General features: G+C 67.1%; 11 protein-coding genes. 8 read left to right on the top strand and 3 right to left on the bottom strand.

The features are described 5' to 3' along the window. From ASF60_RS19830 to gor, 7 genes are all read left to right on the top strand, one after another. The gene (locus ASF60_RS19830) at window positions 1-1,278 is read left to right on the top strand and encodes an efflux RND transporter periplasmic adaptor subunit (protein ID WP_056189160.1); all 1,278 of its coding nucleotides are present in this window, start codon (window positions 1-3) and stop codon (window positions 1,276-1,278) included. Between the two features lie 369 nt (window positions 1,279-1,647). After that, window positions 1,648-2,253: a DUF2975 domain-containing protein gene (locus ASF60_RS19825; RefSeq protein ID WP_056189157.1), complete on the top strand. Its 606-nt coding sequence runs from the start codon at window positions 1,648-1,650 to the stop codon at window positions 2,251-2,253. Further along, the gene (locus ASF60_RS19820) at window positions 2,253-2,486 is read left to right on the top strand and encodes a helix-turn-helix domain-containing protein (RefSeq protein WP_056189154.1); all 234 of its coding nucleotides are present in this window, start codon (window positions 2,253-2,255) and stop codon (window positions 2,484-2,486) included. Before ASF60_RS19825 ends, ASF60_RS19820 begins: the two co-directional genes overlap by 1 nt. Window positions 2,487-2,824: 338 nt before the next feature. After that, window positions 2,825-3,817, top strand: a complete 993-nt coding sequence (locus ASF60_RS19815; RefSeq protein WP_156634321.1) for a peptide-binding protein — start codon at window positions 2,825-2,827, stop codon at window positions 3,815-3,817. A gap of 267 nt (window positions 3,818-4,084) precedes the next feature. Continuing rightward, the gene (locus ASF60_RS19810) at window positions 4,085-5,266 is read left to right on the top strand and encodes an MFS transporter (RefSeq protein WP_056189148.1); all 1,182 of its coding nucleotides are present in this window, start codon (window positions 4,085-4,087) and stop codon (window positions 5,264-5,266) included. 107 nt (window positions 5,267-5,373) lie between these two features. Beyond that, complete coding sequence (gene rpmG / locus ASF60_RS19805) at window positions 5,374-5,541, top strand: 50S ribosomal protein L33 (RefSeq protein ID WP_018044575.1); 168 nt, start codon at window positions 5,374-5,376, stop codon at window positions 5,539-5,541. A gap of 165 nt (window positions 5,542-5,706) precedes the next feature. After that, complete coding sequence (gor, locus tag ASF60_RS19800; protein ID WP_056189145.1) at window positions 5,707-7,104, top strand: glutathione-disulfide reductase; 1,398 nt, start codon at window positions 5,707-5,709, stop codon at window positions 7,102-7,104. 9 nt (window positions 7,105-7,113) lie between these two features. Here gor and ASF60_RS19795 read toward each other — a convergent pair whose 3' ends face one another. The 3 genes from ASF60_RS19795 to galE all read right to left on the bottom strand — a co-directional run bounded on the left by ASF60_RS19795 (window position 7,114) and on the right by galE (window position 10,793). Then, window positions 7,114-8,520 carry an SGNH/GDSL hydrolase family protein gene (locus tag ASF60_RS19795; RefSeq protein WP_056189141.1) on the bottom strand — a complete coding sequence of 469 codons (1,407 nt, stop codon included), beginning with the start codon at window positions 8,518-8,520 and terminating at the stop codon, window positions 7,114-7,116. A gap of 69 nt (window positions 8,521-8,589) precedes the next feature. Then, on the bottom strand, window positions 8,590-9,735 hold the full coding sequence (locus tag ASF60_RS19790) for a lytic murein transglycosylase (RefSeq protein ID WP_244478516.1): 1,146 nt from the start codon (window positions 9,733-9,735) through the stop codon (window positions 8,590-8,592). 68 nt (window positions 9,736-9,803) lie between these two features. Next, the gene (gene galE / locus ASF60_RS19785; protein WP_056189138.1) at window positions 9,804-10,793 is read right to left on the bottom strand and encodes a UDP-glucose 4-epimerase GalE; all 990 of its coding nucleotides are present in this window, start codon (window positions 10,791-10,793) and stop codon (window positions 9,804-9,806) included. 167 nt (window positions 10,794-10,960) lie between these two features. Here galE and galU point away from each other — a divergent pair, with 167 nt between their 5' ends. Beyond that, window positions 10,961-11,827 carry a UTP--glucose-1-phosphate uridylyltransferase GalU gene (galU, locus tag ASF60_RS19780; protein ID WP_056189657.1) on the top strand — a complete coding sequence of 289 codons (867 nt, stop codon included), beginning with the start codon at window positions 10,961-10,963 and terminating at the stop codon, window positions 11,825-11,827. Window positions 11,828-12,011 lie beyond the last annotated feature (184 nt).

The following is a 12,011-nucleotide window of genomic DNA, read 5'->3' as shown; positions in this document are numbered from 1 at the left end:
GTGAAGCATCCGGAGCACGGTCCGTCCGAAATCCCGCCGCCTCCCGGGAAGGTGCCCTTCGTGCTCGTGGCGCTCGGCGCCATCGGGCTGCTCGCCTGGGGCGGCTACGGCCAGATGGAGCGCCGCGCGGCGGCGGCCGAGACGCAGCGCAAGGTCAACAGCTTCGTGCCGAAGCTACGCACGGCCACGGCCGAGCGCGCCGACAAGCCGATCGAGATCACCCTGCCGGGCCAGACCGACGCCTTCGCCAAGGCCGCGCTGTATGCCCGCGCCACCGGCTACATCGCCGAGCGCCGGGTCGATATCGGCAGCCGCGTGCGCCAGGGTGACATCCTGATGCGGATCGCGGCGCCCGACCTCGATCAGCAACTGGCCCAGGCCGAGGCGCAGACGGGCCAGCTCGAAGCCGCCCTGCTGCAGGCGCGATCCATGGTCGATCAGGCCAAGGCCAACGTGAACCTCGCCAACGTCACCAACACCCGCACCTCGACCCTGGCGGGGCAGGGCTGGGCCTCGAAGCAGAACGCCGACAATTCGCAGGCCAGCGTCCTCAGCCAGGCCGCGACCCTCGCCTCGGCCGAGGCAGGCGTGAAGGTGGCTCAGGCCAACATCAAGGCGCAGGCCGCGACGGTCGAGCGCCTGAGGGCGCTGACCGGATTCAAGGACATCATCGCGCCCTTCGACGGCGTGGTCATCCAGCGCGGCGTCGATGTCGGGGACCTCGTCCAGGCCGACGGAACCGGAACCGCCCTCCTGTCCGTCGATCGCGATGACATCCTGCGCGTCTCGGTCAACGTGCCCCAGAACCTCGCGGTCGGGGTGACGCCGGGAGTCGAAGCGGCGATCAAGGTGCCGCAGATCCCGAACCGGATGTTTTCCGGGAAGGTGGAGCGCAGCTCGGTGGCGCTGCTGACCGCGTCACGCACCCTGACGACGCAGGTCGACGTGCCGAACCAGGACGGTGCCCTGCGCGCCGGCCTCTACGTCTACGTCACCTTGAAGGTGCCTCGCATCGAAGCGAACGTGGTGATCCCGGCCGAAAGCCTCGTCTTCAATCAGCGCGGCACACAGGTCGCCCTGGCCCGCGAGGATGGCACGGCGCAGTGGCGTACGGTCCGAATCCGGCGCGATCTCGGCACCACGATCGAGGTCGACCAGGGCCTGGAGGGCGGCGAAGAGATCGTCCTCAGCCCCCCCGCCGACCTCCGCGACGGCCAGACGATCGAGCGCCAGCCGCCCTCCACCGACAGCAAGCCGCTGAAATCGGCCGCGCGCTGACAAGAGGGATCAGGCTGCGTCCGTTGCCTCCTGGTGGGGAGAGGTCAGGGGTGGGAATGGGTCCGCCAGCCTCCGCACCATGACGTTTCTCCGAACACCACCTTGAACACACAGGCTCGGCGACTTTCGCGCTGGCTGGAGATCCGCTGAGCAGGCAAGCGGCGCATCCCGTTATACGCTGTGAAGCCGGGACTCTTTCCGAAAACGTCTGGTCCGACACTCTGCCGATCCTGTGGCTGGCGCGCAGACCTGTCCGACGCACGCACGCGTCCTGGCATCGCTCCACCTGCCAAAGACGATACCCCCAGCAAAAGATTATTGTTTTGCAGAAATTATTTTCCGTGATATCTCATCCGTCAAGGAGCGGGAATGTCGAACGTATCGGTCATGCCGAAGCGGAATCAGGTGCCGCAGCTTCAGACTGAGGAGCATCTCACGCTTCGGCGCTGTGCCCGTTTTGCCGCACGGCTTGTCGCCACGGTCCTGGCGGCAACCCTGGTCTTCACCGTGGCCGTGCTCACGCTCGGCCTGGTTTTCAAAGGCTCGTGGCTCTGGCTTGCTCCGGGTGCGGCCTTCATCGGCGCCCGTCCCGCGGACGTTGTGGGCGTTGTGCCGTTCGAGGCTCTCCCTTGGCCGACCCGGTGGGCCTACGGAGCGAATTTCACTTTGACCCAGATGCCCGTCGCGGCCGTGCTCTTCGATCTCCACGCGCTGCTGCGCCAGTTGGCGGTCGGGACGGTCTTTGCGGCCGGACAGGTTCTACGCCTGCGTCGCATGGCGATCTGCCTCCTGGCTTATGCCGTCGCTCCGATCGGCGGACAGGCTCTGATCCGGCTCGCCGGGGGTGGAGTCGATCTCGCGTGGTTCCGCACCTCCTCGATGCACGCTCTGCTGCTCGCCGTCCTTCTGATCGTTCTGGCCGAACTCATACGGGCCGGTCAGGCGATCCAGGACGACCGGGACGGGTTCGTCTGATGCCGATCGTGATGCGCCTCGATGTGATGCTCGCGCGACGCAAGCGGAAGTCGAAGGATCTCGCCCGCGCCGTCGGAATCACGGAGGCGAACCTGTCGCTTCTGAAATCCGGCAAGGTTCAGGGTGTGCGCTTCGCGACCCTGGAAGCGATCTGCCGTGAACTCGGCTGTCAGCCGGGCGATCTGCTCGAATATGTGAACGACAGCGAAAACGCCCAGAGCCGCACCGGCTGACGATCCGATCCTCGATCTCGAACCGACCTGCCTTCACGGTGCAGGAGCGGAGACCTGTGACCATGTGCAAATTCTCAGGTGTTCGGCGCGCGCTCGTGATCGGTCTCGCCGCGGGGCTGCTCACTGCCTGTCTCCCGCCGCCGTCGCAGGTCAGTCGGGTTGCGGTGGTCTGGCCGGACGGCGGCGGGACCTCGGTCACGCTGCAGATGGAGCGGGCGTCCGGACGCTGGCTCGTACCGGTCGCCTTTCGGAGACCGGATGGGAGCGAACGGCGCTTGCTCGCTTGGCTCAACATGGGTGCGGCCGCTCCGATCCTGTCGAAGGATCTCTATCGCGCGTTGGGCCTCGCCGAGGGCCACGATCTTCTGATAGACATCGGTGGCGTCAGCGTCACGGTCGAGGCAGGGTCGGTGAAAGATGGCCCGGGCAGCGTCGACGGACAGGATCTCTTCGGTCTCCTGTTCGCACCTCGCACCGTCGAGGCCGTTCTGCCGGCTGGAGTGCTTCAGCACTTTGCCGTCACCATCGATCCAAAGACCGCATCCCTGACGCTGGCGCCATCCGGTGCATCGCGGAGCCGCGGCGTACCGGTTCCAGTCCGGACCAATCCCACGACGGGGATCACCGTGGTGGATGCGCAGGTCGGCGACCAACGCATTCCGCTCGTTCTCGATGTCGGCGCGCCCTATACATGGCTGCGTGGACGGACCGTTGCCGGGTGGCTTCTCCAGCATCCGGAGTGGCGCCGTGCCGACGGCGCGGTCGGGCGCGCCAACCTGGCGATGGCGGATCTGGCTCTCGAACGCGCTGGCACAATCATTCGCCTGCCGGGCATCGACGTCGGGGGATTGATGTTCCGGGATGTCGGGGCTTTGGGCACGGGCCCGCTCGGTGGCGCCATCGGCGACGCTGCCCTCGGCGAAATCTTCTGGGACACTTGGCAAGTGGATGCGGGCGAGCCGGTGACCGGCTGGCTGGGCAACAACGTTCTCGACACCGTGCGGCTGACGCTCGACTACGCAGCCGGCACAAGCTTCTGGGAGCGGCTGGGCAGCGACGATCCGGGCGATCTCGACGGTGTTGGCCTGACGCTGGTGCGACGCGATGCAGGCTACGCCATCGCGGCCGTCGCGACGAGGGACGGGTATCCCCTCGTATCCGGCGTCGAAGTGGGAGACCGATTGCTGCAGGTCGACGGGTATCCGCTCGATGGCCTCGCACCTGATGCCGTGCGGGCGAAACTGTCGGCGCGTCCGGGCGAGCGACGCCGCCTGCAGCTTGACCGTGCCGGAACATCCGTCACCGTCGCGACGGAAGGAACGCGCTTCTGACGATGGCGCACTTGCCGGTGCGGAGCGCGTTGGACCGCGTACGCCCTCAAGCCGGGCATCGTTCGATGCCCCCCGTCCGGGCCTCTTCATCGTTAAGTTCGCACGGAAGACGCGAGGCATCGACGAACAGACAGGACAAGGATCGGCGTGAACAGCCCGGCCCAGGCTTCAGCCATCCGCAGCCAGCCAGGGCGCCGGTTGCGTCGGCAAGCCCCGGCGTAGACAAGGCGGTCCCGGTGTCGCGCGCGACCCGCAACGGACCCCTTCATGCCGGCCCCACGCCCCGCCGATTTCCCCGATGGCTCGCGCTTCGCCTCGATTGCCGCCGCCATCACCTGCGTGGCGGTGGTGGGCATCGGGCTCAGCCTGACGATTCCGTTGCTTTCCCTCGAGATGGAGCGCATGGGCGCCTCCGGCACCCTGATCGGAATCAACACCGCCGTGGCGGGGCTCGCCGCCATCGTCACCGTGCCGTTCGTGCCGCGCCTGGCGGCCCGGCTCGGAGTTCTGCGCCTCCTCGTCGGCGCCATCGTGCTCGGCGCGCTCTGCCTCGTCGCCTTCAAGCTGCTCCAGGGCATCGGCTGGTGGTTTGTGTTGCGCTTCGTGTTCTCGATGAGTCTCGGCGCCCTGTTCGTGCTCTCCGAGTTCTGGATCAATGCGGCGGCGCCGCCGGAGCGGCGTGGGCTGGTGATGGGCATCTACGCCACGGTTCTGGCCCTCGGCTTCGCGGTCGGGCCGATCCTGCTGACACTCCTCGGCACACAAGGATACGCGCCTTACTTCGGGGGCGCCTTGCTGTTCCTCGTCGCCCTGGTCCCGCTCCTGCTGGCGCGGGGGCTGTCGCCGGTGATCGGGCACGGAGCATCGCGACCGTTCCTCGCCTATCTGCGCCTCGCCCCCGCCGCCACCGTCGCGGCCCTCGTCTACGGAGCGGTTGAGACCGGTGGATTCGCGATCCTGCCGCTCTACGGCCTGCGCCTCGGCTACGAGGCCGAGACCGCGGCCGGACTGGTCAGCGCGCTCGCCCTGGGCAACGTGCTGTTCCAGATCCCCTTCGGCTGGCTTGCCGACCGGGTCGACCGCCGCCTCGTCCTCCTCATGGCCGGGCTCGGCGGAGCCCTCGGGTCGATGCTGATTCCCCTCGCGTCGACCTGGTTTCCGGGCCTGCTCGTGCTGCTGTTCCTGTGGGGCGGCATCGCCGGAACGCTCTATACGGTTGGCCTCGCCCATCTCGGGGCCACCGTGCAGGGGCCCGAACTGGCAGGCGCCAACGCCGCCTTCGTCGTCCTGTACAATGTCGGCCTGATGCTCGGTCCGCCGCTCATCGGCGGAGGCATGGACCTGATCCCGCCCCAGGGCTTCGCCTACAGCCTCTGTCTGCTGTTCCTCGGCTACGCGGTGGTCGTCGCCCTGCGCATCGTCCAGCATCCGACGCACGAGGCGCCTTGACGAATCCCGGCCGATGAGGCAATCACCCGCCGGTATTCAGCCGGCCACCGCCGGCCCTTTTGCGTTTCGCTGATGCGGAATGCCGCGATCACAGGAGCGCCGCGTCCATGGCCAAGGCCGTCACCGTTAAAGTCAAGCTGATCTCGACCGCCGACACGGGTTACTTCTACGTCACCAAGAAGAACTCCCGCACGCAGACCGAGAAGCTGTCGATGAAGAAGTACGACCCCGTCGTGCGCAAGCACGTCGACTTCAAGGAAACCAAGATCAAGTAAGCCCGCCGGCGCCTCGCGCCGCGCTGGGGTTCGGAAGGCCGCTTTTCCGCGAGGGGAGGCGGCCTTTTTCGTTCGGCGGTGGGAACGGCAAGACGCGCCGGTTGATGTACCGCGCGGTTCGGGCGATGGAGAGCCCTCGGTGCTCCCACCCGCAGGATGACTTCCATGGCTGACGATCTGGCCCGCACCTTCGATGTCGACCTGTTCGTCATCGGCGGAGGCTCCGGCGGCGTCCGGGCGGCACGGATCGCGGCCGGATACGGCGCCCGGGTCCAGCTCGCCGAGGAATACCGGGTCGGCGGCACCTGCGTGATCCGCGGCTGCGTGCCGAAGAAGCTCATGGTCTATGCCGGGCGTTTCGCCGACGAGTTCGAGGATGCCGCCGGCTTCGGCTGGTCGGTGTCCGAGCCGTGCTTCGACTGGTCGGTGCTGAAAGTACGCCGCGACGCGGAGGTGGCGCGGCTGGAGAGCATCTACGACGCCAATCTCGGTCGGGCCGGCGTCACCATCATCCCCGAACGGGCGGTGATCGAGGACGCCCACACCGTGCGGCTGGTCGGCTCGGACCGGCGCGTCACCGCCCGTTTCATCCTCGTCGCGGTCGGCGCGCATCCGGTCAGGGAGCCGCTGATTCCGGGTGCCGAACTCGCCATCACTTCCAACGAGGTCTTCGAGTTGGATTCCCTGCCCGAGCGCATCCTGGTGGTGGGCGGCGGCTACATCGCGGTCGAGTTCGCCGGTGTCTTCGCCCATCTCGGTGCACGCACGACCCTGCTGCATCGGGGCGACAAGCTCCTGAGGGGCTTCGACGAAGAGGTCCGCGACGCGCTCGGCGAGGCCTATGCCCGGCGCATGGACCTGCGCCTGAACCGGACCGTGGAGCGACTCGATCGAACCGAGACCGGCATCCGGGCCACCCTCGACGACGGCACGACCCTGGAGGTCGATCAGGTCCTGACCGCCACGGGACGGCGCCCGAACACCGCCGGCCTCGGTCTCGAGGCGGTCGGGATCCAGCCCGATGCGCGCGGTGCGATCCCGGTCGACGCCTTCTCGCAGACCTCCATTCCCTCGATCTATGCCGTCGGCGACGTCACCGACCGTGCGGCGCTGACACCCATCGCCATCCGCGAAGGCCACGCTTTCGCCGATACGGTGTTCGGCAACACGCCGTGGTGTGTCGACCACGGCCTCATCCCCACCGCCGTGTTCTCGACTCCGGAGATCGGAGTCGTCGGCCATAACGAGGATGTGGCGCGCGACCTCTACGGCACCGTCGATGTATACCGTTCGCGTTTTCGCCCGATGAAGGCGACCCTGTCCGGCCGCGATGAGCGCGTGCTGATGAAGGTGGTGGTCGATTGTGCCAGCGATCGGGTCGTCGGCGTCCACGTCCTCGGCCACGATGCCGGCGAGATCATCCAGGCCGTGGGCATCGCCGTCACCATGGGCGCCACCAAGGCGGATTTCGACCGCACCGTCGCGGTGCATCCGACCCTCGGCGAGGAACTCGTCACCATGCGCAGCCCCGCGGTGACCAAGCACCCGGTCGGCGTCGGCTAGATCCCGCCCTCAGCCCGGCGGCCACTTGAAATCGTCGGCCCGCCCCGGTTGCGCCAGGGGCGCCGCCCCGCGCACCAGGCTGCGCTCCACTGTTCCAGACGGGTCCCCGTCGCGTGGGCGGCCGCTGATCAGGGTTCCGCCCGGCGTCACCTCGGCGCGTCCGAGGGGCACCACCGGCCCCGCAAGGGGCTTCACCGGCAGAGCGGGAATGCCCGGCGGTTCGGGCAGGCTCGGCAGCATCGCGGTGATCTGGCGGTCGATGGCTCCGGCATCGTCGAGCTTGACCGCCTCTCCTTCCAGGGGTGTCTGAGGCGCGGTCGCCACGGGCGCGGCGAGGGCGGGCGGCGGCGTGGCCGCGCCCGTCCCCATCATGCGCTTGAGCTCAACGTCGGCGAAATGCGCCATCTTGCGCGCGCCGGCTTTGGTGAAATGCACGCCGTCGGCGGTACGCAGCTTTGCCTCCTGGCCCTCGAGGTCGGGACCGGTGGCCGTGTAACGGTTGCGATCATCGACGAAGCCCGGCCAGATATCGACATAGGTCTGACCCGCCTTGGCGATGCGCTCACGGTAGATATCGTTGATCTCGGCGATGTCCTTCGTCAGTGCCTCGCTGCGCATGGGGGGCGCCCCGACCCAGATCAGCGGAATCCTTGCGTCGGTGAACACCTTGATCAGGGCATCGACGCGTTCGGAATAAACGGTCCGCCACCGGTCGTTCAGGGGATCGAGGGTCTGATCGCCCTCGCGGATCGGCTGGCGGTCGTTCGATCCCAGCATGACCACGGCATAGTTGGTCTTGGGATTGGCCTTGACGAAGTCCTCGGCCGCCTTCGGCCAATCCACCACATCCTTGCGCACCAAGCCGCTATCGGGTTTCGAGCGGTCGACCACGCCGATCTCCGTATTGTCCTCGAACACGTTCGAGAGCCCGCTGCCGAGGTGGCTCGCCAGCGTGTCACCGAAAACGGCGATCCGGGTCGTCGGCTCGACCTTCGGCACGACCGGCTTCGGCTGTGCGACGACGGGGGCTGGGCGCGGTCGACGCCGAATCGCCCGTCCGTCGTCGCGACCGCCGCGCGGATCGTCCGCATAGCTGCGCCCGCGTGTTGGAGCCGGTCGGGCGCTCGGCACCGGGGGCGCGGCCTGGGCCGGCGCCGGGCGATCCTCCCAAGGCCAGTAGAACTGCCGCGGTGCTTCCTGCGGCGGCGGTGCGTAACGGCGGCTGGCCTGGCGCGCCCCGTAGCCGCTGTCGTCGCGATAATAGTCGCGCGGCCGCCGGCGCGGCGGCTCGTAGTCGCCACCACGCGGCGCATCATAGGAATCACCCCACTGGGCCTGCGCCGGCACAGGTCCGGCGAGAAACAGGGACAATCCCGAGAGGAAACACCAGGCCGTGCGGGAAGCCGGCAAGGTCATGGGGCGCCTCGAAATGCTGATCGGCGGAGCGATCGGTCCCGCTACCTTAGCGGAGGATGCCGGCGAGGTCTAAGGCCGGCCCGCGAGATGAGCGAGGAGCTTCGGCGTCGCATAGCCATCGGCCGGCAGACCTTCGGCGATCTGAGCCTGCCGCACCGCCTCGCGCAATTTCGGTCCGGCGCGCCCGTCAGCGTCGCCCGCATAGAGGCCGCGCTTGGCCAGGGCGGCCTGCAGGGCCTGCAGCCCCGCTTTGTCGAGGCGCCCCTCCTTCGTCGGCCACGCCCGCGCCAGGGCCGGCCCGCCCGACAGCCGATCGGCGAAGTGTCCCACCGCCAGAGCGTAGGAATCCGAAGTGTTGTAGGCGCGAATGACCTCGAAGTTGTCGGTGATCAGGAAAGCCGGTCCGGAAAGCCCCCCGGGGAGGAACAGGCTCGCCGGGCCGCCGCTCGGGAGAGGCTTTCCGTCCGTGCGCCGTATGCCCCGCCGGGCGAAATCCGAGAGGTCGCCGCGATAGCGCGCGAGATCGAAATCGGCGGGCAGGATGACCTCGTAACCCCAGGAGAGCGATGGATTCCAGCCCAGCGTCTTCAGATAGGCCGCGATCGAGGCGAGTGAGTCGCTTTCCGATGTCCAGATGTCGCGGCGGCCGTCGCCGTCGAAATCGACCGCGTGTGCGAGGAAGCTCGTCGGCAGGAACTGCACCTGGCCCATTGCACCGGCCCAGGATCCCTTCATGCGATCCGGGGTGATGTCGCCACGCTCGAGGATCGTCAGGGCGGCAAGCAATTCATCGCGGAACAGGCTGCCGCGGAATTTGACCTCCGCCAAGGTCGACAAGGCACGGATGGTCGACATCGTGCCGGCAGTGGCGCCGAAATCCGACTCCACCCCCCAGAATGCAAGAACGATGGCGCGCGGTACGCCGTATCGGGTCTCGATTTCCGCGAGCACGCGCGCCAGATTGGCGGCCTGCGCCTGCCCACGCGCAATCCGACTGGCCGACACGGCACCGACGAGATAGTCCCAGACTGGACGGCTGAACTCACCCTGCCGGCGCGTCCGAGCGACGACGTCCGGGTCCGGCCCCGAGATCCCGGCAAACGCTGCCGTGAAGGTCGCGGCGGAAATGCCCCGTGCCTCCGCGTCCGGCCGCAATGCGGCGATGAAGCTGCCGAATCCACCGGTGATCTCGCGAGCGGCGACGGGCGGAGACACGCCTGCTCCCGTGGCGAGCACCGGACCTGCGCCGATCAGGCTTGCAAGGACGAGGGCTGACCAGCGCGTCACGTGCGATTGCGGCGGGTGAGGGCTTCTTCCCAAGCGAAGGCCTGACCGACGATCTCGTCGAGATCGTCGTATCGCGGCGTCCATCCGAGAGCCCGGATGCGCTCGGCCTCCGCCACGATCTGCGCCGGATCGCCGGGCCGGCGCGGCGACAGGCGGACCTCGAAGTCCCGCCCGGAAACGCGTTTGACCACCTCGATCACCTCGAGAACCGAGTAGCCCTGGCCATAGCCGCAATTCAAGGTCAGGCTCTCGCCGCCGGAGCGGAGGTGATCCAGGGCGACCCGATGCGCCTCGGCGAGGTCGGAGACCTGAATGTAGTCGCGGAGGCAGGAGCCGTCCCGCGTTGGGTAGTCGGTCCCGTAGACATCAAGATGCGGGCGTTGCCCAAGGGCGGCCTGCGTGGCCACCTTGATCAGGTGCGTCGCGTTCGGAGTCGATTGCCCGGTCCGGCCGCGCGGGTCGGCGCCCGCGACGTTGAAGTAGCGGAGGATGACGTAGGAAAACCCATGCGCCTTGGCCGCATCGGCAATCATCCACTCGCTCATCAGCTTGGAGCGACCATAGGGATTGATCGGTGCCGGTACCAGGCTCTCCGGCACCGGGACGGTCTCCGGTTCGCCATAGACGGCGGCTGTCGACGAGAAGATCACATGCTTGACGCCGCAACGGACAGCCGTCTCGATCAGCGCCCGGGTCTTCACCGTGTTCGCCAGATAATAGTGGAGCGGATCAGCAACCGAATCCGGCACTACGATCCGCGCAGCGAAGTGAGCGATGGCATCGATGCGATGCTGAAGGATGACCTCGGTGACAAGCGATTGATCGGCAATGTCGCCGACGACAAGCTTTACTTCAGGCGGAAGTGACCAATCGAAACCAGTCGACAGGTCGTCGAGAACCACAACCTCGTCGTGGCCGGCATCGAGCAGAGCCAGCACCATGTGACTGCCGATATATCCCGCACCGCCTGTCACCAGAACCGCCATCACATCCTCTCCCCAATCATTTCACCGACGATATATCCGAAATCGAGCTTGTCGGTTATGTCCATTACGCCGGTTGCCCGATGACCTCCGTTAACAGAGGTTGTATTGCGCCATCGTCAAACCCTTCGAGGTTTTCCTCATCCTCCCTTGTTATCGGGTCCCGCTTGATGAAACCGATTCGCAAAGCCGTCCTGCCTGTTGCCGGCTTGGGCACCCGCTTCCTCCCGGCCACCAAGGCCGTCCCGAAGGAGATGCTCACCGTCGTCGATCGCCCGGTGGTCCAGCACGTCGTCGACGAGGCCCGCGAAGCGGGGATCGAGCACTTCATCTTCGTGACGGGGCGCGGCAAGGCGGTGATCGAGGACCATTTCGATGTGGCCTTCGAACTCGACCGGATGCTGCAGGAGCGCGGCAAGACGGAGGCCTACGAGTCTCTGAAGCGCGACCTGCCGGCCGCCGGCCAGACCAGCTTCACGCGCCAGCAGGCTCCCCTCGGCCTGGGCCATGCCGTCTGGTGCGCCCGTGAGATCGTGGGTGACGAGCCCTTCGCCGTTCTGCTGCCTGATATGCTGAGCCGAGGCTGCATGCAGCAGATGCTCTCCGCCTACGAGCGTCACGGCGGCAACGTCATCGCCGTCGAGGAGGTGAAGCCGGAGGAGACGCATCAGTACGGCATCGTGGGAGTCGGCCAGACCTTCGGTCAGACGTTCGAGATCAACGGGATGGTGGAGAAGCCGAAGGCCGGCACGGCCCCTTCGAACTTCATCATCTCCGGACGCTACATCCTTCAGCCCGAGATCTTCGATATCCTCTCCCATGGCGAGAAGGGCGCAGGCGGCGAGATCCAGCTGACCGACGCGATGATCAAGCTGGCACAGGATCAGGCCTTCTTCGGCATGCACTATCAGGGCAGGACGTACGACACCGGTTCGAAGCTCGGTTTCCTGACGGCGAACATCGCCTACGCACTGGAGCGGCCCGACCTTGCCGATGCTTTGAAGGTCGAGATCGCGCAGCTTCTCAGCGAGCACTGAACGCCCCGCAGGGGGCTCGGCGAGCGCCTATGCGGCCGTAGCGCGCGGACGAAAATCTGCGTTGAACGCCGTACAATCTTCTTGCTATTTGTGCGGCGCACTTTAGATTGTGCGTTGCGGGACCGCGATGGCGTCGCGGTTCGGCAGCCCTTCTTGGGCGTTTCCTCCCTAGACTTCGGGCCGC

The sequence above is a fragment of the Methylobacterium sp. Leaf113 genome (genome assembly GCF_001423325.1).
In the GTDB taxonomy this organism is placed as follows: Bacteria; Pseudomonadota; Alphaproteobacteria; order Rhizobiales; family Beijerinckiaceae; genus Methylobacterium.
Note: the sequence above shows the minus strand (reverse complement) of the source record. Positions and strands in the feature narration are given on the sequence as shown.